Annotated in this window: 17 protein-coding genes and 1 pseudogene; 4 read left to right on the forward strand and 14 right to left on the reverse strand. The window is 64.8% G+C overall.

Annotated features, from left to right (window positions below):
* Nucleotides 1–102: 102 nt before the first annotated feature.
* From SKC41_RS30435 to SKC41_RS30490, 12 genes and pseudogenes are all read right to left on the reverse strand, one after another.
* A pseudogene (locus tag SKC41_RS30435) lies at nucleotides 103–600 on the reverse strand (S8 family serine peptidase); the annotation flags it as partial.
* Entirely contained in the window at nucleotides 572–2,086 is a 1,515-nt protein-coding gene (eccD, locus tag SKC41_RS30440; protein WP_330981406.1) for a type VII secretion integral membrane protein EccD, read from the reverse strand. The gene eccD and the pseudogene SKC41_RS30435, both read right to left, overlap by 29 nt.
* The gene (locus SKC41_RS30445; protein ID WP_330981407.1) at nucleotides 2,083–3,552 is read right to left on the reverse strand and encodes a MinD/ParA family ATP-binding protein; all 1,470 of its coding nucleotides are present in this window, start codon (nucleotides 3,550–3,552) and stop codon (nucleotides 2,083–2,085) included. Before SKC41_RS30445 ends, eccD begins: the two co-directional genes overlap by 4 nt.
* Nucleotides 3,553–3,672: 120 nt before the next feature.
* Nucleotides 3,673–4,596: an ESX secretion-associated protein EspG gene (locus tag SKC41_RS30450; protein WP_330981408.1), complete on the reverse strand. Its 924-nt coding sequence runs from the start codon at nucleotides 4,594–4,596 to the stop codon at nucleotides 3,673–3,675.
* An 82-nt stretch (nucleotides 4,597–4,678) separates the two neighbouring features.
* Nucleotides 4,679–4,963 carry a WXG100 family type VII secretion target gene (locus SKC41_RS30455; RefSeq protein WP_330981409.1) on the reverse strand — a complete coding sequence of 95 codons (285 nt, stop codon included), beginning with the start codon at nucleotides 4,961–4,963 and terminating at the stop codon, nucleotides 4,679–4,681.
* A 43-nt stretch (nucleotides 4,964–5,006) separates the two neighbouring features.
* Nucleotides 5,007–5,303 (reverse strand): WXG100 family type VII secretion target, encoded by a 297-nt coding sequence (locus tag SKC41_RS30460; protein WP_330981410.1) that lies wholly within the window; start codon nucleotides 5,301–5,303, stop codon nucleotides 5,007–5,009.
* A 142-nt stretch (nucleotides 5,304–5,445) separates the two neighbouring features.
* Nucleotides 5,446–6,603, reverse strand: coding sequence for a PPE family protein (locus SKC41_RS30465; protein WP_330981411.1), 1,158 nt, complete (start codon nucleotides 6,601–6,603; stop codon nucleotides 5,446–5,448).
* A gap of 24 nt (nucleotides 6,604–6,627) precedes the next feature.
* Nucleotides 6,628–6,924, reverse strand: coding sequence for a PE family protein (locus SKC41_RS30470; RefSeq protein ID WP_330981412.1), 297 nt, complete (start codon nucleotides 6,922–6,924; stop codon nucleotides 6,628–6,630).
* 95 nt (nucleotides 6,925–7,019) lie between these two features.
* Nucleotides 7,020–11,222, reverse strand: a complete 4,203-nt coding sequence (gene eccCa, locus SKC41_RS30475) for a type VII secretion protein EccCa (RefSeq protein ID WP_330981413.1) — start codon at nucleotides 11,220–11,222, stop codon at nucleotides 7,020–7,022.
* Nucleotides 11,219–12,760, reverse strand: a complete 1,542-nt coding sequence (eccB, locus tag SKC41_RS30480; RefSeq protein WP_330981414.1) for a type VII secretion protein EccB — start codon at nucleotides 12,758–12,760, stop codon at nucleotides 11,219–11,221. The genes eccCa and eccB overlap by 4 nt, the downstream gene beginning before the upstream one ends.
* A gap of 49 nt (nucleotides 12,761–12,809) precedes the next feature.
* Nucleotides 12,810–13,853 carry a C40 family peptidase gene (locus tag SKC41_RS30485; protein ID WP_330981415.1) on the reverse strand — a complete coding sequence of 348 codons (1,044 nt, stop codon included), beginning with the start codon at nucleotides 13,851–13,853 and terminating at the stop codon, nucleotides 12,810–12,812.
* 279 nt (nucleotides 13,854–14,132) lie between these two features.
* Complete coding sequence (locus SKC41_RS30490) at nucleotides 14,133–15,527, reverse strand: hypothetical protein (RefSeq protein WP_330981416.1); 1,395 nt, start codon at nucleotides 15,525–15,527, stop codon at nucleotides 14,133–14,135.
* 32 nt (nucleotides 15,528–15,559) lie between these two features.
* On the opposite strand from SKC41_RS30490, the gene SKC41_RS30495 reads away from it, so the two are divergent.
* The 3 genes from SKC41_RS30495 to SKC41_RS30505 are packed head-to-tail and all read left to right on the forward strand — an operon-like array spanning nucleotide 15,560 to nucleotide 18,878.
* Complete coding sequence (locus tag SKC41_RS30495; protein WP_330981417.1) at nucleotides 15,560–15,793, forward strand: hypothetical protein; 234 nt, start codon at nucleotides 15,560–15,562, stop codon at nucleotides 15,791–15,793.
* Entirely contained in the window at nucleotides 15,790–16,089 is a 300-nt protein-coding gene (locus SKC41_RS30500; protein ID WP_330981418.1) for a type II toxin-antitoxin system PemK/MazF family toxin, read from the forward strand. The genes SKC41_RS30495 and SKC41_RS30500 overlap by 4 nt, the downstream gene beginning before the upstream one ends.
* Nucleotides 16,090–16,091: 2 nt before the next feature.
* A complete protein-coding gene (locus tag SKC41_RS30505) occupies nucleotides 16,092–18,878 on the forward strand; it encodes an SEFIR domain-containing protein (protein ID WP_330981419.1) in 2,787 nt (928 codons plus the stop codon).
* 82 nt (nucleotides 18,879–18,960) lie between these two features.
* Here the strand turns inward: SKC41_RS30505 and SKC41_RS30510 are convergent, their stop codons facing one another.
* Both SKC41_RS30510 and SKC41_RS30515 read right to left on the reverse strand, forming a co-directional pair.
* Nucleotides 18,961–20,079 (reverse strand): hypothetical protein, encoded by a 1,119-nt coding sequence (locus SKC41_RS30510; RefSeq protein WP_330981420.1) that lies wholly within the window; start codon nucleotides 20,077–20,079, stop codon nucleotides 18,961–18,963.
* Nucleotides 20,080–20,131: 52 nt separating this feature from the next.
* Nucleotides 20,132–20,995, reverse strand: coding sequence for a hypothetical protein (locus SKC41_RS30515; protein WP_330981421.1), 864 nt, complete (start codon nucleotides 20,993–20,995; stop codon nucleotides 20,132–20,134).
* A gap of 205 nt (nucleotides 20,996–21,200) precedes the next feature.
* Between SKC41_RS30515 and SKC41_RS30520 the strand changes: the two genes are divergently transcribed.
* Nucleotides 21,201–21,464, forward strand: a complete 264-nt coding sequence (locus tag SKC41_RS30520) for a type II toxin-antitoxin system VapB family antitoxin (RefSeq protein ID WP_330981422.1) — start codon at nucleotides 21,201–21,203, stop codon at nucleotides 21,462–21,464.
* Nucleotides 21,465–21,634: the final 170 nt, after the last annotated feature.

The following is a 21,634-nucleotide window of genomic DNA, read 5'->3' on the forward strand; positions in this document are numbered from 1 at the left end:
GTTCCTCACGGTCAAGCTTCTTATCCACCACGGTCATCAGTGTCTCGGCTTTCAGTCAGGAGCACATCCCCTCACACAAACCATCTGACACGCCCGCGGTGGGGGCAGCGGCGTCTTGCCGTCAGCCGGCTGTGCAGCGATCAGTGACGCCACGATCGTTCCGTGCGCGTCACAGTCGCCCAGACCATCCCCACCGGCCACCACATAGTCACCGCCGCCGACAAGATCGGTCAGCCGCGGATGCGGACTGACCCCCGTGTCGATCACGGCGACCTTCTGCCCGGCGCCGCGGCCAAACCGCCACGCCTCAGCCAAATCAAGCATGTCCAAGTAGTGCGGCTGCACCCGGTAGTCGGTGCCCGTCAAGGTGCCCACCTTGGTGCAAAACGCGCCCTGGCGCATCGGCTGATCCGGGCCCGGCGGCCCGTCCGGGGGGGTTGCGCCCACATCAATCCGGGGCGGCTCGACGGCCCCGGCGGGCGAGGCGCCCCACAACCCGGTCAACCCCACCACTGCGACAGCCGATACCGCCGCACAGACCTTTTGTGCACGACTCACCGAACCACTCCTGCTACCGGTACCGGATCGCGGCCAACACACCCATCAGCCAAAACGCCAATGGGAAAATGCCGGTCAAACACACATACTCGATCCACTCCACCACTTTGCGAAACGTCGGAGTGTAGAAATGGTTGGGTACCACCACGCCGGCCACCAGCCCGGCCACCGGGACCCCCACCATCACCGACGCCCCCACCAGCAGTGCAGGCATCGTCCACAATCCCAGCACGTAACGCCCGGCCACCGCGATCACCAGCGTGACTGCGGCCAACGCCAGAATCGTTGCCTGCCAGCGATCGGTGAACGAGCGGCCCCGCAGCAACATTGCGCCCGCCACCAGGCCCGCCAAGATCAGCGGCAACCAGCGCCGCGACGTGTGCGGATCGCACAACCCCACACTGCACACCGCCGCCAAACTCGTTGTGGCGACCAACAACCCGGTCAGGTAGGAGTGGGCGCGGTCGGTGGCGACGGTCACCTCGCGCACCGATTCGGGCCCGGCGAACGTGGCGACCTGCCCGCTGGCGACCGCATGATCTGCCGGTAAATCGGGGCGCGCCTCAAAAATCCAGCGCCCCGACGCCGACGGGAACACCGGCAACCGGATCCCGGCGGCCCAGCGCGCCACCGTAGGTGCCACATGCATCCCGATCACCGCGACCAGCAGCAGCACCGCCAACAGGATCGGCGCTGAGGTCACCAGCAGCATCCGCACCAACCCGACCACCATGCCGGCGGCCGCGGTGACGATCACCGCCGTGCCCAACGCGATATGGCGGCCCGTGAATCGCACCACCAGAACCGCCGCGACAAGCAACGTCGCCAAACCCAGCGCGGCGTGCGGAGCGCCCACCGGCCCAGGCACTAGCGCCGCGGCCGCCACCGCCGCCGGTGCGCATCCGGTCAACAGCAACGTGTCACCCAGACCGCGCGACACCACACTGCCGCGGCGCGTGAAAATGATCACCGCCGCCGTGAGCAGCACGGTCGCCAGACCCCCGCAATAGGCGGCCGGCGCCCAGCCCAGATGCCCGTAACGCCACCGGCTCAGCACCGCGGTCGCGGCCAACACACCGCCGACCACCATGGCGGCTCCCACGCGGGCCGCCCACACCGGTGTCACGGCCGGCCAGCGTTTACTGAGCTCGGCGGCCACCGCCGAGGTCACATGCTCGACGACGTTGATACGCGCCTCGGTGTCCGAGGCGAACCGCAGCCACAGCCGGGTGCCGTCGCTGACCCCCTGGGCGGCCAGCGACAGCCCCGGTTTGAGCGGGCTGCCATCGACCCAGCACAACGTCCAACGACCCCGAGCGCCAGCTGTCAACACCGGCTCCTGCAGCTCAGCCAGGCGGGTATTCACCAAGTCCACCAGCGCCGCCAACTGGGCCGACACCGCCGCGGTGGCATCCAACACCACCCCAATCTTCGTAACGCCGGCGATGACCGCCACCAGGACCCGGTCGGGCAGCGCGGGCCCGGCCGCGGCGATCACGGGGTTGTCGCGCTGCCGCTCGATCGTCACGCGCTCAGCGCCCCCGCACTGGGGAACCCTTCGGCCAACTCGGCCGCCAGCTCCAAAAACGCCAGCCGGGTCCGCTTGTGCAGCGCCGCGAAGTCCAGCGTGGCGGCCTCGCGCAGATGCGGATCCCACGGGATCGTTTTCACCGAGCGCACCCGCGGCCCCAGCCGCTCCATGACATGGGCGACGACCCCCTTACCCGCAGGCGTGCCGGCCTTGTTCAGCACAATCACCGACCGCTTCAGCAGCTCGTGCCCGTTGCGGGCCGCCAGCCAGTTCACCGTCTTTTCAATCCCCTTGGCGCCCTCGGCATCACAGGAGCCGATGATCATCAACGCATCCGAGACTGACAGCACCGCCTTGAAGAACTCGGTTTCGACGGCGTTGCCGCAATCGACCAACGACAGTTGGTAAAAGCGGCGCGTCAGGGCGACAGTCTCGAAAACCGTTGCCGCATCGAGATCCATCGGGTTAGCGACGTTTTGGTTGCCCGCCAACACCTCGAGACGCTGCTTGTTTTGCCCGGTGAAATGACGCGCCTTGGGATAGTCGACAACCGCATCTTTGGCGGCAAGAAAATCCCGAATTGAGTACTGCGCCTTCGGGTCAACGAAGTGACCCAGACTCCCGTAGGTCGCATCGGCGTCGATCGCGATCACCGGTTGTTTGCGCTCATCGGCGAATGTGGTGCCCACACCGGCGGTCACCCGAGTCTTGCCGACACCACCTTTGATCGACACCGCCGTGATTTGGTAATTGCCGGGAATGTTGGACGTCACCTGCGCCTTCCAGTCACGCAATTGGCGCTCACGAGGCCCGGCACCCGGATTGACCAAACCGCCCGTGCATACGTAAATCGCTTTACGCCAACCGATTTCGGCCGGCTCACGGCGCCGCTTGACGACTTCCTCGACTTCCACGTGTCGGGTGTGTACCGACCCGGCGCTCTGAAGGTCCGCGCGCGGCGCCCACCGTTCCGACGGGTCGACGCGTGGCGGCGCCCACCGCTGCGCGGGGGCCGGTGTCTGCGGGCGTGGGTCAAACTGCGGCCGCGGCGGGATGGCGCCTGGTTGCTGCCTGATCGGGCCGCTGGCCGGCGAAAAGTCGGTACCGCCCGCCCGCGACCACGGCACAGCGTTGGGGTGTCGCGCCGGCACCGGCGCGGGCCCAACGTGGCCGCCTTCAGTGCCACCCGCGACCGGTGGCGCGGTGTCAGCGGTCGGCGGCCACGTGCCCTGCGGAGCGCTCCCCGGCGCCGGCGGTGGGGCGAACTCGTACTTGCCCACCGGCGGGGAAGGCAGCTGCGGTGTCGGCACCTGAGGTGCTTGCGGCGCGGCGGGCTCGGGTACCCGCAGATCCGACAACGACACCTCCTCGGTGCGCTCGTCTGCGGGCGCGACCTGCTCGCGGTGCTGCTCGGTGTTTTCCGGCGACAGGTAGCGCGACACGAAGTCGGAATTGTCCGTCATTACTCGTCCCCCAAATGGATGGCGTTTACTACTTCAGATCCTAGGTCCAGAATTCTCGCTATACCACGCCCGCCAGGTATTTATCGAGAAAGTTTGCTGGCACGGATGTACCGCTTTTTCTCAGGCCATTCGCTCGTGACTCGCCCAAGCCCGGACCCCGACGCTGTCGAAGACGGTCGTCAACCCCTGATGCAGTTGGCCAGGGGTGGCCGCGGCGATGGCCAACCACTCCTGCTGGCTACCCGGCGGCGGATTGAGCCGATACAGCGCCACCCGCCCCGAGCCGGTGTCGCGCAAGTTCAGCACCGTCTGGCTCCACACCGTCTCGGTATCGACATGTGCACGCGCATAGGCCAACGCCTCGGCTTGTGGATCCTCTAACGCCGCCCCCAGCTCAGCGAGCGCACCACCACGCAACCCCAGCGAGCGCAGCGCGGCCATCTTGGCCGCGTCCGAGCCGGCCTGCGCATGCAGATTGATCGCGGTGCGCAGGTCATCGAGGGGAACGTTGACCGCGCTGATACGGGCCGGCTCGACCCGGTGCACCGAGTCCAGCGCTTCGACGATCAGCCGTTCCACCCATTCCTGATCGGTTCCACGGCAGTCGTCGATGGTGATGTAGGACCCGGCGCGCACCGCTGACGCCCAGCGCCCGTCGCGCCGGGCCAACACAATGCGCAGCTGCTCATCCGGTATCGCACGCCACGTGCTCGGATCATCCATCACCACCGGTGTCACCACGGTCATCGCCCCGTGCGACACCAACACAACAATCTCCACATCAGGATTGGCCAACACGGCCATCCGCGCGGCGATATCCGAACGCACCACCGCGCCCTCATCGGCAATCCCCTGGTCAACCAACACCGCCAGGCCCGGGTGTGCGATCAGCCACTCGGTGCTTTGAGGCTGGCCGTAGGGGCGCCCACGCAGCTCGGGGGCGAGCTGGGAAATGCCCAGCATGGCCTGCAGCAGCCACAACCCCTCCAGGTTGACGGTGATGTCGGACGCAGGGCTGGTGGGGGGTGTGTCAGCGATCGTCATCGAAAGGCTTCCTGGTCGTTGAACGCAAACGTGGCGGCACCATGCCCGATGCCGCCACGTCGTTGCCTGTGAACAGTGCGGGCTAGGCCCACGAAGATCCGACGGCGCTGTCGGTGCTGTTCATGTTGGAGCCGGCGGTCTGGACCTTCTGCCCGTGCTGGTTGGCCTGCTCGTAGATCACCTGAAAATTGCGGCCCAACTGGGTGATGAATTCCTGGCAGGCCACCGACCCGGCGCCGCCCCAGAAATCCCCGGCGGCAAGCACGTCGCGAACGATCGCTTGGTGCTCGGCCTCCAGGGAAGCAGCCTGAGCGCGGATGAGAGCGCCGTGGGCATCGACATCACCGAACTGGTAGTTGATCGACATAATTCACGTCTCCTTGGATTACGAGTTGGTAGGGACCCGGCGGCTAACTGCCCAGGATCTGTTGAGAGGCCTGCTCTTGCTGCTCGTAGTTGTTGGCGTCGCGGATCAGTCCGTCGCGCACTCCGTGCAGCATGTTGACGATGTTGCGGAAGGCCTGGTTGGTCTGGCCCATGGTGTCGTAGGAGGTCGCCTGGGCCTGGCCGCTCCAGCCGGCCCCGGCGATGTTCTGCGAGGAGGCCCACATCTTGCGGGCTTCGTCCTCAACGGTTTGGGCGTGCATCTCAAAACGGCCCGCCATGTCACGCATCGCGTGCGGGTCGGTCATAAAACGGGTGGCCATAATAAGCTCTCCTTAAAGCACAGATGATTTTATTTCAGCGTTGCTGTGTGATCAGTCTATTGGCCTGATCTCACGCCGGGCAACGGTCGGACAAAGCTATTTATGCGAAATTTTTTCCTGCATCGTCGCCGCTTAAGTTGCGCTAGTGGCGGCGCACTACTTTGACCGGTTTTCCATAGCGCGGGCTGCCGTCACTGTCGGTGCCGCGGCCATGCATCCCCGCGGCCATCGGAGTCCCCCCATACATCCCGGACCCCCCGGCGGTGGCCGGTGCGGCTGCCGAAGACAGGCCCCCGCCCGAGGCGCCCACCGGTGCGACCGCCCGTACGGTGCTCGCCGATTCCGCGCTGCCGGCCCCCGCCGTCCAGGTCGCCGGCACCGATAAGCCGCCCAGCGACCCCGCCCGCCCGGCCATGGCCTCCACTTCCGAGGCTGCCCCGCCCAGCCCCGCAAGCCCGGGCCCGCCGGCACCGGTTGCCGCCGACGTCCCGCCGGCCCCGAACATGCCAGGATTCATGAAACTCATGAACGGGCTCAGCAGTGACTGGAACTGGCCCAGACCGCCGCCCCCCAGGCCACTGCTCAACGGCGATGAAAGCCCTTGCAGCGCTTGAGGAATGGTGCTCACTAACTGCGGGCCCATCGACAGCATCGTCTGGCCGTCCAAACCCGCGGGCAAACCGGCGCTGCTCGCGAAATTCATCGGTTGCTGTCCGGCCGCCTGGCCGCCCGATTGCCCCAATGCGGCCGCTTGAGCTGCCAGCCCGATCGGATCGGAGTTCGGCACCGGCGGGGTGAAAGGAATCAGCGTGCCGGTAATCCCCGAGGCCTCACCGGCGAAGCCATACATCGTCGTGGTGTCTTGAGCCCACATCTGCCCGTAATGTGCCTCGTTGGCCATGATCGCCGGAGTGTTAAAGCCCATGACGTTGGTCGCAACCAGCGCCGCCAGCTGGGCCCTGTTCTCGGCGATCACCGGCGGGGGCACCACCCCGGCCCGGGCGGCCTCAAACGCGGCCGCCGCCGCGGCCGCCGCCGCCGCCGCGGCCTGGCATTGCTCGGCCGTGGCGATCATCCACACCACGTAGGGGGCCGCCGCCAACGCCATCGTCACCGACGACGGACCCATCCACGCCGTGCTGGTCAGCGCCTCGATAACCGCCTGAAAAGCCCCGCCCGCCGAACCGAGCTGCACCGACAGTGCCTGCCAGGCCGCCGCCGACGCCATCAAAGACGACGAACCCAGGCCGGCATACATCCGGCCTGAGTTGATCTCCGGCGGAACCTCGTAATCAGGCATGGCTAGGTGCTGGCAACCCGGGGGTTAAACCATCGCGATGGCGTTGAGCGCCTCAGTCGCGGCATAGTCAGCCGAGCTGATGCCCATGGTCGAGACGAACATCTCGTGCACCACCGACCCGATCGCCTGAGTCACCTGATACACCCCGGCGTGCGTTCCGAACGCCGCGGCCAACAGCACCGAAGCCGGCTCCGGCGCGGGCGGCACCACACCCAGCGTCGGCGTAGCGCCGGCAGCGTTACCCGCCGCTACCATCGACCCGAGTCCGGCCAACCCTGATGTGGCCGCATCAATCCCCGCAGGCAATGCCTCGACAAACATAGAACCCTCCCGCAATCCCCTGACCGGACTATTTAGCCGGCCTGATCAAAAAATTGTATCGCCATACACGAACTTATGCGTCGCCCATCGCCGATCTATCCGACCTCAGCCTCGGCCACTTGGACGTACATTCTCGATTCGCCCGAAACGCCCGTATCCATCAAGAATCCCCGGCCTCTCGGCATCGAATGGCCCTTCCATTTCTCCCTCACGAAACCTTGATCGGGGTCAGAGTCCATGACCAACATCGGCTCGCGAGCATCGCGAAGCGGCTTGAGGATCGGGTCCCCCATCCCCGACATGAATGACCCGAACTGCCGGGTGTAGATGATGTGCAACCCCACATCAGAACCCGCCTGCACAAACGGGGCGATCGAGCCCAGTGGAGAGTCATAACCCAACGGAAGGCGCTCGGCATCGTCGATGATCAAGAAAATCTCCGGGCCCTCCCAGCGCCGCTGGCCGACCTGATCGACCGACACATCGTCGCTGGGCAGCCGCGGCGCCAGGAACTGGGCCAACTCATCCATGCGCTGCTTGACAGCCGCGGGCGTCGAGGCGAACCGATGCACATACGAAGGCCCGAGCACATTGAGCAGCTGACGGCGAGGATCAATCAGCCACACCTGCGCAGCGGGTCGGCCCGCCTGCTGCCCTGCTGACGCCTCGGCGCCCGGGGCGTAGACGCGCGCGATCTCGCGCATCAACGTCGCACACGTCGTGGTCCGACCACACTTGGGTTGTCCCGTGACCATCAGATGCTGACCGTCGAAGAACGCCGGACGCTCGGTCTCATTGAGCGCCCACACCATCGTCGAGGCCGTACGGCCATCCGCGGCCGCCAGCGCGGCCAGCTCGGCCGCCGACACCCGTTGGGGCAGGCGGCGCACCTTGCGCGCAGGAGTGAACCCGCTGGCCAGCGGGCCCACAGCCGCGGCCACGCTGCGTGAGTCGAACACGTCAGCATCGGTGGACTCCAGCGCCGGGCGCGCCATTAAAGTGTGCAACCCCACCGGCTCGACGCCCGCGCGCTCATAGTTCTGTCCGATCATCCCCCGACCTGGTCGCGCCGAAGGAACCGCCGCGGCCAGGCGCGACTTGACCAGTGCGGCGTCGTTGACATCAGCGAGGCGCAGCTCCACCCGAGCTCCGAAGTTGCCGCGCACCGTCACCTGCAGGTCCGAGATCTTGGTGAGCCCGACGACCACGTGAATCCCGAACGTCGGCCCTTCCTTGATCACCCGGTTCACCCGGTTTTCGACCAGTTCCGGATATTCACCGGCCGCCGCCGCATAGTTGTCGATCACCAAGAACACGTCGCCGTAACCGTCATCGGGCAGCGGGCCCGATTCCCGACCGGATTTGCGGCGGCGAAACACCTCCATCGACATCACGCCGGTCTGCTCGAAACTGCGCTTACGCGAGGCCAAAAGCTCCGACATCTCGGCGACGGTGCGGCGCACGCCGTCGCCATCCAGCGACATCGCCACCCCACCGACATGCGGCAATCCCGCGACGCTGCCCAGCGCCGCAGACGAAAACGCCAAGCAATAAAACTGCACCTGCTCGGGGGTGTGTGTCATGGCGGCCGCGCAAATCAAGTCCTGCAGCGCCGTCGTCTTGCCCGACCCCTGAGCGCCGATGATCGCCACGTTAGCCCCCGACCCCGACACGTCAACTGTCAACGGATGCTGGTCATGCTTAAACGGCCGGTCCACCAAGCCAATTGGAAACACCAGATTGGCGGTATCGGCATAGTCGCTGTCCCAGCGCCTTCCCAGATGCGTGTTGACCAATTTCTCGATACTCCACGGCGCATCCAGCGGAGGCTTCCACAACTGGTAAGGCTCGAAGTCGATCCGGCGCAACTGGTCGATGATGATGGGGCCCACCTGTGGACGCATCAGCGCCGTGACATCCTCGCTGTCCGCTTGCTCCACAATCTGCTCGTCGACGTCGTCAACCACATCGTCGGCCACCGCGGCGCCATCGGACTCATCCGACAGCGGAAGCGGAGTGAAATCAGTGGTAAACAGTTGCGGCGCAAAGTAACTCGCCGACATCCCGCTTACTTGCGGCCCGTCATCGAGGTCCTCTGTACCCGGCTTGCGGTACTCGCGCCACAAAAACTCGCCTTGAAACTTCGTCAAGTTGCCATTTTGAGGGCTGCCCTCAAGGAAATAGCACTGCCCAGAACCCTTGAGGTTTACCGCATTCGGCACACCGATCGCCATGGCCGAGTGTGACGTTTTGGTCTGCAGGGCCATCCGGTACCCCATGTTCTCCAGCAGCCTCTCCGCGCGAGTCTCGATCTGCTGGCTAGCCATAAGCAAATGAACCCAATACGCGCGACCCTGACGGCAAATCTTGTCCAACGAGTCCTGGATCTCTTGACCCATCAACTTGAATAGCTCGGCGAACTCGTCAATAACCACCACCAACACCGGCAGCGCCGGCAACACCTCAGCGACCCCCGCCGCCAGCTGATCGGCACGAATCTTGTTGTATACGCCTGCATCATCAGCGCCCGCCAGATCACACAAAGCTTTACGCCGGGCGATCTCACCGTCGAGCGCATCGACGAAGCGGCCCATCAAACCCTGGTCCTCTTCCAAGTCAGTGATGATCTGCGCAACGTGCGGCACCCCGGCAAACGGCCGAACACCGGAACCGCCCTTGAGGTCGGCCAACATGAACTGCAGGTTTTGCGGCGGGTGCCCCAAAATCAGCGACTCAATCAACGCGCGCAGCATCATCGTCTTACCTGAGCCCGTCGTGCCCGCCATCACCCCATGCGGGCCCTGGCCGCCATCCGCATCTTGTTTAAGGTCGATGAAAAACAGCTCGTTGTTGTCGATCCGGTTACCCAGCGGCACCTTCAACCGCTCCAAGGAGTTGATGTCGCTGCGTGGGGCCCACAACCTCTCGAAATCAATATGGGCCGCATCCTCAATGCCGTAGTAAGACAGAATATCTCGGGCCATGACCTGCTGCCCGGAGTCGATTGCGATCGCCTCGTAAGCCTCGGCCAGCCGCCACCGCGACATCCGCTCGGCGAACGTCTCGGCCGCATCGCGGCCGACCTGATCGGCGTAGGCGAAAAATTGTGGCTCGTTACCCTGGGCATCCCACGTCACCGGGTCGCGCGGCACAGCCGAGATCACCCCGTTGTCACCGACGTGCAACACCCGGCGCGGATCACCGCACGCCGGAACCCGGCTGCAGCCGCGCACGTCGAAAAACGTCAACCCGTTGACCCCTTCGGAACTTCCGAAACGATCCCAACCCACCTCGGTATCGCACACGATCACCGTGTGCGGCAGCGGATTGATCGGGTCTTTCGACGCTCCCAGGCGAGCCCGGAAGTCCCCGCGCCCCCGCAACGACTTCGCGTCCGCCTGCGCGTCGAGAAAATCGTTGACCGACCCATACACCATGCGCACCGGGCCGGCGCCATCCTCGAGGGCCGTATCGCCGGCGTGCGGCAGCCACTTCACCCAATCCCATTCCGCGGCATCGGAAGTCACCACCACCAGCCGCAGATGATCGGGGCCGTGGAAAAACATCAACTGACACAGGATCGCGCGCATCAACGCCAGCACCCGCTCACGCGGGCCGCGCAGCTCATAGCCGGGCTCCACCATCAGCGACACCAACGCCGGCACCCCATACGCCACCGTCTGGTACTGCATGAACTCCTGCAGAACCTTGCCGGTCACCGGCTCGAGCTCAATATCGGTCGGCGCATCCTGCGGCTCGGCGAACACCGCGGCATGCGACTCCACCAAATCGGTCATGCCCACCCCCACGCGGGCGACCCCGAACCAGGCATCAGAACCGTTGGGCTTGCGCTCCCACATCCGCACACTGCCCACGCTGGCTTCCAGCGTCAGCGGTGCAGGGTGATACCAGCGGTAGTTCTCATCCAACCGGTCAGCCAACTCCGACGTGGTTCCCCGCAGTTCGTCCATAATCATGCAAAAGCGTGCCCGCAGCGCATCGAGTTTCGAGCGTGACATCTCCTGCGAGCCACCACGACCACCGAACAGCATCGCCATCAGGCCACCCACCATCACGATGGGAAATAACGAGCCCGCCCCGGTGAACGAGCGGGCGCCGCTGGCGAACGACACCCAAACCATCGCCCCCACCAAACCCATCAAGCCCACGATCAGCACCACCGACCACAGCGGTTTGCTTTGCGGCGGCGGCACTTTCAGCGGTGTCGGCAGCTCAATGGTCTCGGGCCGAAACGACGGCGCCTCAGCGGTCTCCTTGCGGGCAAACCCATGCTTCATGACTTCGGGACCTCCAGTTCGGCCGGGTTGGCGTCGACCGGCAGCGCGTTATGGCGCACCAGCGCATCAGCGCGCGACAGCGCCGGCCCGGCGGCAAGTAGCCGCAAAGCCAGCCACGGCGCCGGATTGGGGGAATGTTTCTTCAAACCCAATGCGTTCATGGTGTCCTCCTCACGCGGAACCCCAAAGCGCACACCGGATTCCGAGATCCACCACAACGCCTCCACGGTGCTCGCCGACGGCGAATTACCCGTGGAGACAACATAATTAGCGTAATCGGGGCCGAAATAGACGCGGTCGGCCTGCATCTGGGTGCCCGGGGTTTTCACCAAGTCCACCACCTTGTCCACCTGGGCCTCAGCCACCGGGATGCTCGGGCCGACGATCACCGACGTGGTCGCCATCGACTCCCCACTCACTTTCTCCCAATGCCAGCAAGCGGCCGCGTTGAGCTGGCTGTCCACCACATGCGGTGGCGCCGGCGGGAACGCCGACAAGTCCAGCGTCTGCACCACCGGCAATTTGGCCAACACCGGCCCGGCCACCACCGGCATCACCGCGCCGGCAGGACCGGCGTTTTGCAGCACCTGAGCCACCACCGGCGACACCGGCTGCACGCCATCGGTCAACACCACCGAGTAGGCCGTCTGACCGCCAACCTGAGGAGTCGACACCACCGTCCCGATCGGGCCCGGCGCCCCAACGAACCGCGCCGCTAAACCCGCACCCGGAATCACCGGCACCGACAACTCCGGTCCCACCGGAATGGCATCGAACAACGCCCGGCTCATCGGTCGCGACCCCGACACGGCGTCCTCGCCCAAACCCAACGCCAACAGCACCGCCCGGGCGCCCTGATTAATCAACGAGCGCCGGCCATCGCGGATCAACCACACCGCATCTCCATAGCGGCGGACCATCGCATCGTCAGTGCCCAGCACGTGGCGGCGCGGACCCAGATCCGGCTGGCCATCAATCACTGTCACCGTCACAGGTTCTGGCGCTGCCGAACCGAACGCTTTGGTGATCTCATCGCACACCAGCCACGACGAGCGGCCCGGTGACGTCACCGACATATCCTGCGGCGCACCCGCAATACCGACCAGCGGCCCCCGCGGGTGTGCCTCAATCTCGCTGCGCCGCACCCGAACCGGCGCCGACGCCTCCCCGACGATCAACCGCGCCGAGGACAAATTCAGCGCTGGATACAGCTTTTCGCGCACCCGCACATACAGCGCACCCGAATCCTGATCCGCCAAAATCCGCGCCTGTCCTGCCGAGCCCGCCGGCCGCACGAACGACCAAAACAAGGCCCCCAAACACAGCACCGCGGTGATCGTCACGCCCGCCAACAGCGCCATCGACTGACGTCGGCCGGGCTCAGCCTCCATCCGAACCCGCCGCCGCGTCATCGCCAACACCGCCCGGCGGGCAAAAAAGTTGTGTCCTGAGACCTGCACCCGTGTCGAAAGCCCCAAACCGCGGCCCCGCCACCGCGACTCGTCGGCCTTATCCGCTCCAGGTTCAATCACCGTCACACACCCCGCCCGTCCCTGGTCACCCGTGTCATCCCCGTAAGTCCGAAACTCATTGCCCAACAATTCGTTTCACCACTACCCGGCCATGCGGGAAGCCCGAATACTGCACATGACCGCCCGGGGTTGGCGCTTCGATTACTCTCGTCGACGACACCGCGAGCTGCACATGCTCCGGGCCCCGGCTTGAGAAATTCGAAAACACCAGATCGCCCGCCCGCACATCAGCGCGGTCCACCGCGACACCCCGGTGAATCATGTCGTAGGTCATACGCGGCAACTGCACCCCAGCGTGCCGGTAGGCATCCATGACCAGGCCCGAGCAATCGTACGTGCGCGGCCCCACCGCACCCCACACATACGGGTCCCCCAACTTCGTCTCGGCGTACTGCACCGCCCGCAGCGCTGTCCCGCTGCCCTGGCCATCCCCGCCGAACATCGCCGCCGAAGACTCGCGCCCCGATTCCCCGCCCCCGGCTCCGCCGCGGGTCAGGCTGCCCATCAATGACGCGGGTATCCCAGACGCGATGCTGCTGAGGCCTCCGCCGCCGCCGGCGCCGGACATGAGGCCGCCCAGCCCCGAGAGTGGCATCCCACCCATCCCCGCTGACCCCATCCCGCGATACCCCGCGGCCAGCTGCCGTAACCGCAACGCCAACAACCGGTTTTGCGCCACAGTCTGATCCAGTTGACGCTGCATCGCCGACAGATGCTGATCCATCGTCGCCATGATCAGCTGCGCACCCGCCGGCGACTTCGCCAACGGTCCCGCCGCCGCGCCCACCGCACGCGCCTGATCACGAATCACCCCGGATGTGCCGCGCCCCGCCGCGCCCACCGCACCACCCTCGTCGACCGCCTCCCCCGAGTTCGTATCCAACCCCGTCGCCATCGCGTGAGCCCGCTGATAAGCACCCCCGGCGGCCGCGGCACCACCGGTCAAACCGCCCCCGCCAGCAGGCACGCCCGGTACCGAACCCTGGCCACCACCCGCGGCAAACACCTGGCCCCCATCAACACCCCCGCCGGCAGGGAACAACCCGTGACCACGAGTCAGCAGCCGATCAACCCCAGCCACAAACGCCGCAACACTCACCCACCAAAATTAACCCGAGCAAACCCCCCCGGCCACAGCCACGCACGGAAACTTCCCATCACCTCGGTGTTTCCATTCATCGCAGCTGCTGACGGCGACTCTGCCTGCGCTTTCCCGGTATTCTCACCAAGGTGTTGGCGGCGGCCTTCTCATCTTGGTGGCGGATCCTATAAAACCGTACGGTGCCGCCACTCGCCCGGTGGAGCGACGGTCAGCGCTCGGAGGTCAAACGTGTGAATCGGCGATATCGTTGCTGTGCTGTTAGCACGAGCTGTCGTCTTAGCTGAGAAGAACTGCGGAGCTTCTTTCGGCGCCATTCTTGTGGTTGGTCAACAGGTTTGGGTGCGATGCCATTACCGTACGGAGTAGCTCGACGGAGATCGGAACAGCGCGGTTCGCTGCGTCGTACAGCTTGGCGGGGGATATCTTTTCGGATTTGTCGTTGCCGTGCACGATGTCGCTGCGCAGAGTGTAGATTGATTTGAAATCGCTCCAGCGGTCGCGACGCTCCTCTGGTGTTTGCGCGAGTATGCGGGCCATCGAAAATGTGATTCGCATCGTGGATTCTTGTGGAGTGCCGAAGACGTTCTCCCACACGATGATTGCATCGATCAGGGTATCCTCGGGGCGAGGCTTGATCTCAGATACCGCGCGCAGAAGTCGTGTGATCGCTATCGGGATGTGGTCATAGAATTTCCATGATCGCTCCATCCATTCCGTCCAGCGGTCGACTTCATCTTCGGACAGCTGATGGGGGAAGATCCGCGATCTGTGGCTGTCCGACCAACCGATGTTGCACCCGAATCCTTCTAGCGGGTCCACTTCGCATCGCCAGGTCGCGGCCAGGCTGCCGTTGATCACGATGCCGGCCAAAGTGAAGCCCGCCCGTATGCAGTCGACCGGTTTGATCGTGGCGCGGCGTTCGTCGGCGGGTGCGTCGAGTCGAGTTGGCCAAGGATCCCGTCCTGCTTGTCCCGCCCCGAAGATGTGCAGATCCGCCGTGCGGATCGTATAGGGTAGGTCGAATTCGGCCACCAGGTCGCCGCCATAGCTGACCGAAACGGTGTTGCCGCTGGCGTCGGTCGTCTGAAGTTCGCCGGCGTCCTTGAGATAGGCCATCGCGTCGGCGTCCCGCTCATCGGCGGGCCTAATACGACACCACGGCAGTACGATCTCGCTTCGGGTCGCGGGCAGTTTGACCCCGGCGAGGCCGACTTTGACGGGCATGGTGACCGTCTCGCCCACGGCGGCCCTCCGCAAGCGATCGAGCGTTTCGCAGACCTCCGCAACGAATTCGTCCATTGTCGGTGGCGGATTACATCTCTGTTGCCAGGCCAGCCAGGCCGCTTCGCATATTGTGCCGGCCACATTAGGCGCCGACACCGGGCCGGTACCGCCGACAGAGCGGTACACAAACCGGTCCTTAGTGCTGCCGTTTGGTGGAAACAGTTTCGCGAGGGCGTCGTCACCGGCAATTAGCCGGCCCAGCTCGTCGTTCCACTTGGCGAAATTAATGTAGCCGAACATCAGTAACGGGGTCTTCTGGCCCGGCACCAACGAAACGTTCTCCCGTTTCAGCGGATAAACCATACGCGCGAACTCGGCGAGCAGCTCCTTGAGCGGATCGGAAAGGCTTACCACGTCAGCCTTCGCTTTCTGCGTGCCTGAAGCCACGCGATGCTAGCAATGTACGCTATCATCATGCGATGGCAAAGACGATTACGCTCCGTCTGTCTGATGACCAATATGACGTGGTCAAGCGGTACGCCGAGGTCGACCGGCAGTCGATGAACGCCTGGATCGAAGCGTTGGTTGACGTGGAGGACATGAGGCGCCGCTGCGCAGCCCATGGCGAGTGGATGTCGAACAACCCCGAAGCAGTCACGTTCGCGGAAACGTGGGCTGACGAAAACCTCGATGAGGCGTTGCCGCGCCGATGATCCCACGCCGCGGCGAGGTCTGGCGCCTCGATGACGGCCGCTCTGTCCTCGTCCTGTCATCGACGTTTTATAACGAAATCTCCTCTGAACCAACGATTATCGTCGTTCCCGTATTCACCGGTGAACCGGCCGCCGGCTTCGGGGTGCCCATCGGCAACGACACTTGGGCCGCTCCCGGATTCATCACGAGCCTGCGCAAGACACGGCTCGCCGCATTTCACGAACGCGCCGATGTCCAGTGCCTCACTGATGTGAACAACATGCTCTTCAAGATTCTGGCGACTCCGGATCGGTAGCCTTGACGTCATCAGCGCAAGCAACCGAATCAGGCGAAACCCCAACCGCCCCAACGGCACTGGTCAGCTGGGCTCACACCAATATCGACTGGAAACACGACCAGGCCGCGCAGTGGGAGCAGGCAGTCAAACAATTCGCCCAACTACTGCGAACCTTCGGAGTCGACGCCGACCTGGATCTTTGGCATCTCACCGAAACCTCAATCGACTGGACACGCTGGGGGCAAGACAAGGCCCTCACCAGCCAGTTTGTGATCATTGTCCTCAGCGAGGCGTGGAAGCAGCGGTGGCAAGGCGCCAATGCCCCGACGGTCGGCGCGGGCGCAGTCGCCGAAGCCGACACCCTCAAGGGCATCTTCGGGAAGAATCAGACCGAATTCCAGCACAAGACACTGCTCGTGTTATTGCCCGGTGTGCCAACAGATGTCGTACCCGAAGACCTCTATCGGCTAAACAGATTCTCTGTGGCCGAACTGACCCGTGCGGGCATCGACGATCTGCTGCGAGCACTCTTCAATGCACCCAAACACACCGCACCACCGGTAGGCGAGGCACCGACCTTCGACAGGCCGCCGACCCCGGCGCATCCCGCGACACCGTTCGAAACCCATGACCGTGGCGAGTATCTCGCGCTGGCCCTGGCGGTCTCCGATGAACGCTGTGTACACCGGCGCCGAGGCGCTGGCCTGACTGATGTCCAGGTACAGCGCAGCCTTACTCACCGCGCACACGTTCCCGATCAGCTGCAACGCCTCGGGCCTGGCCAGCTGCGAATCCTGTATGGGCCGCTGGGATCCGGTAAGTCAGACATAGCCGAGGAGTGGTACCGGTCCAACATCGCCGCCGCACGCAAGGACGCCGCGGCCGCGATCCCGCTGTGGATCAGTATCGACGATCTCGCCGCCGCGCTCGAGCCCCACGTTCTCACTGAAGTCGGGTTGCCCGCGCTTTCGCGGCACGGAGTCGACGCCGTCATCGACGGCCTGGACGAACGCATCAATAAGGCCGCCGCCTTGACGCGTCAAGCCGGCGAGTTCGTCAAGAAATGGCCCGCATCGCGGATCTTGCTCACCACGCGCGCCCCCGAGCTGGTCAATGACGATATCCTCATCCGGGCCCCACTTCTGTCGAACCAGGAGGCGGGCCGGCTCATGACGGCCGTAGCCAGTGCCACCATCCCCCACCTGGGGCCGCAGCTCCAAACCGCCGTTGCTCGACCGCTTTTCGCGCTGCTCACCGCCCAGCACCTCACCGCAACCGATGGCGCGACAGGACTACCCGAGATCGTTGATCGCGTCGTCGCCGATGTCGTCTCACGCGAGAAATACGACCTGTTTGCTGAATTGCGTGCTCTCGCAGTTGAAACGATCCGCACTGGCGGCGCGATCGACCCCACCAGCATCGCCTCCGCAGACATCGCCGCGATGATCCGCGCCTCACCATTCGTCGTCACGGAAGGCCGCAAATGCGCGTTCGCCTTGGCCACCTTCGAGCAATGGTTCGCCGCCCAGGCGATTATCGACAACATCGTGGGCATGGACGAGGTCCTCGTCTCGATGGATACGTTCAACCGCTGGCGATACGTGCTCGCTATCATTGCGGCCACAGCTAACCCCACCCGAGCCGACACCGTGATGGCGGCGCTGGCCGGCTGGAATCCTGGCGCCGCTTCCTGGGTCGTCGACGAAACCCGTGCCGGCAGCCTGACCCGCGCATTCCCCGATATCGGTCAGGGTGACTGGGAAGAGGTCGGGGGCCGTATTCGCACCGCTACGCAAGCCTGGCTGCACGGACTAGGCCCACTCGCCGACTGTTTTTGGCCCACCCGCACATTCGGGGCCAGCTTCGACGACGTCGCCGTTGCAGTCGGCATCGGTAACCACGGCATGACGGTATCTTGGCTTCCTCGCTTTCAGATCCCCGACCAGCCACTAACCACCGTCGTCGAGGACGTCAGCGTGTTCGGCCCCGGCAAGCCGCAGCGCAGCTACATTGAAAACGGCTTCAAGCCCCCCACCGCCATTAACGGCATTTGGGAGCTCACCCGCGATCTCCTGGCTTCAGACCTCACACACAGCTTCACGGCTCGCGCTCTTGAAATCGCCCGCCAACACCATGGCATTGCGTCCGAGGAGGAACGCGTCTACAACGCCGCCATGAAGGCCATGTATGCCGCCCCGCCCGGCTTCACCGGCAACCTGGACATCGAGCGCCTCTACCCTGCTGCCGACATTCAACCCTCACCCGCGCATCGGTCCGGTGGCTACACCACCGAGACGATGTACCGGTATGCGGTCGCTGTCATTGACGCTGCGATGCGCTGCTACCTCGAGCTCAGCACCTGGGTGACGCCCCACTTCGACCGCACCCTGGGGGTTCGCGGGCTCATGCCCGCCGAATTCTTCGGCACCATGTTCTACTCCCCGGACCGCGAGCGGAGCATCTACGACTTGTTCGGCCCACACGAACCCAGATTCTCGTGGCTATTCCGGCCACTGGGCCCCACCAGCAGCGACATCGACCCGGCCCACAACCGGATCTCGTTGACCATCAACGATACGGGCCGCTCCGATGAAATGACCAAGGACAAAACCCGGCTCTACACCGCATTCCGCCGCTACATCGAAGCCAACCCGGCCCACGAACCGTTCGCACGTTCCTTCACCAGCACCCACGGACGCATGCACGTCTTCCACCGCACGCCCGCCACCCGACTGGCCATCCGCTGGCTATGGGAGGACCTCGACGCCCTCGGATTCCTCAAAGGGACGGCGCCACACGATATTTAAAGCTTGGACCGCTTTGCTTCAGAAGGTGGTGCTATTTCGGGGTGCGCGAGGACCGCTCGGCGCCTTGAGAACCCGCACATCATCACCACATGCCCGCGATGCTGCGATACAAGGCAGTGGCCTTCGGCAGCTGGCTCTGGATCTCGGTGAGATAGCCTCTGCGGCCGTGGGCTACTGCCGCCTCGGCCGAAGGCTCACCCGGCCGCTGTTGTAGCCAGAAGATCGACTTCCAGATATCCGGCGACGACGGCCCACCGTGATGCGCGAGTCGATCAAAAAACCCCGAGATCGCTGTGTTCGGATTATTCCGGCCCGGGTAGCTCGCATCTTGCTGAAAAATGCTCTTCCACAACCCATTAGGACTCACAGCCCGAGGGCGCAGCCCACTTTCCTGCATCGCGTCCGCCAAGATCGCAATTGTTTGGTGTGGCGAGTAACCGCGTCGCTGGGCCTCGTGGATGATCGCCGTCGCCACCTCGCGCGGAGAGGAGTCCAGCGTCAGCCCGCCTAGCGGGGTCCCCGCATCGCCTCGCGGGACCGCTTCATCGCTGCGCGCTCCTCGCGCGCCATGCACGGATCCGGTCAGACGGCTCAAACTTCCTGGCAGACTGCCCAACCCGCTCAGGCCGCTTAAGCTGCTGAGGCCTCCGCCGCCGCCGGCGCCGGACATGAGGCCGCCCAGCCCCGAGAGTGGCATCCCACCCATCCCCGCTGACCCCATCCCGCGATACCCCGCGGCCAGCTGCCGTAACCGCAACGCCAACAACCGGTTTTGCGCCACAGTCTGATCCAGTTGACGCTGCATCGCCGACAGATGCTGATCCATCGTCGCCATGATCAGCTGCGCACCCGCCGGCGACTTCGCCAACGGTCCCGCCGCCGCGCCCACCGCACGCGCCTGATCACGAATCACCCCGGATGTGCCGCGCCCCGCCGCGCCCACCGCACCACCCTCGTCGACCGCCTCCCCCGAGTTCGTATCCAACCCCGTCGCCATCGCGTGAGCCCGCTGATAAGCACCCCCGGCGGCCGCGGCACCACCGGTCAAACCGCCCCCGCCAGCAGGCACGCCCGGTACCGAACCCTGGCCACCACCCGCGGCAAACACCTGGCCCCCATCAACACCCCCGCCGGCAGGGAACAACCCGTGACCACGAGTCAGCAGCCGATCAACCCCAGCCACAAACGCCGCAACACTCACCCACCAAAATTAACCCGAGCAAACCCCCCCGGCCACAGCCACGCACACCGAATTAATGGCCCTGCGGAACTGTCGGCGGCCCCGACGGGCCAAAGGGACGCAAGGGTTCTGGCTCCAATTCGCCGTGCCACAGGTAAATCCCGGAACCCGGCACGTACTCTTCCCAGCCGTACGGCGGCAGATCACCAGCCCACGCCGGCGGATAGAACTTTGCGCCGGGAAAAGCCGACTGCGGCACCCACACGCCCGAATTCGGGCCCAGCTCGACATACGGATCAGGATGGCCGTGCTCGTCGACGACCGTCGCCGGCCCCAACGCCCCCGGCGGAAGCGTTTTGTAGTCCGGAATCTCATCAGATCTCACGAAATAGTGAGGAACCTGAGCCGGATCTTTCGTCCTGTCGTAAACATCCACCCACGGCGGCGAATCAGGGTAATTGGGTGGACCCAACCCGCCCACGCCGGCGCCGTACGGCATATGCCGCTTATCTCCCGGCTTCCACTTACCCTTCGAATCCAGCGGTACCGCCGGCGGGGAGTCTTTGGCGCCGCCCGACAGTGTGTGGTATCCCGCGGCGGTCTGCCGCAACGTCGCCGACACGGCCTGGTACTCGGTTTTCGTCGTTTGCAGCTGGCCTTGCATCGCGGACAGGTGCTGGTTCATCGCGGCCATGATCAGCTGCGCTCCCGCCGGCGATTTAGCCAACGGTCCAGCCGCCGCAGCCACCGCGCGGGCCTGATCACGAATCACCCCCGACCCGAGCCGGCCCTGCGCACCGATCGTGCCGCCCTGCTCGGCCGCCTGCTGCAACTCCTGGTCCAGACCCGCAGCACCCGTGCGGGCCTCCTGGTAGGAACCAGCGGCCCGCGTCACACCGACCCGCAGCCCGCCCACTCCCTCTGGTGACGCGGGCACCGAGCCGCCACCAGCAGCAGGCAACGAAGCCCCCGCACCACATGACGGATACAGATCATGCGCACGACTCAGCAACCGGTCCACCCCAGCCACAAACGCCGCAAGACTCACCCCACAAAATTAACCCGACCCAACCAGCCAGGCCACACCCAAGCCAGCCAAAGACGACAAGTAGTACGCATCCCAGCTGTGGTAGCACGTACCCATGGCTTTTAATGTGAAAGACGAAGAGGTGATCCGCTTCGCCGACGAGCTCGCCGCACGCCTTCACCTCCCGAGCCGCGTCGACGCTATCCGCTACGCACTGCGGGCCCAGCTCGAGATCACCCAATCCCGCACCGGCAACCGCGCCGACCAACTCCTCGACGTTCTCAGAACCGAGATCTGGCCACTGCTGCACGATCGGTCCCCGATCACCAAACCCGAACGCGAACGGGCCCTCGGATACGACACAGCGACGGGAGTCTGAGCAACCGTGATCCTCGACTCCGCCGCCGTCGCCGCTCTCATCCAAGGCGAGGATCACTACACCGAACAGATCGCGGCGGTCCTCGCCGGCACGGACACTCATTACGGTCTTGGACATTGACCAGTCGTTACACGCGTGAAGGTAAGGCACTCAACAAAAATGGAAGAAAA

The organism is Mycobacterium sp. 050128 (assembly GCF_036409155.1).
Lineage (GTDB): Bacteria > Actinomycetota > Actinomycetes > Mycobacteriales > Mycobacteriaceae > Mycobacterium.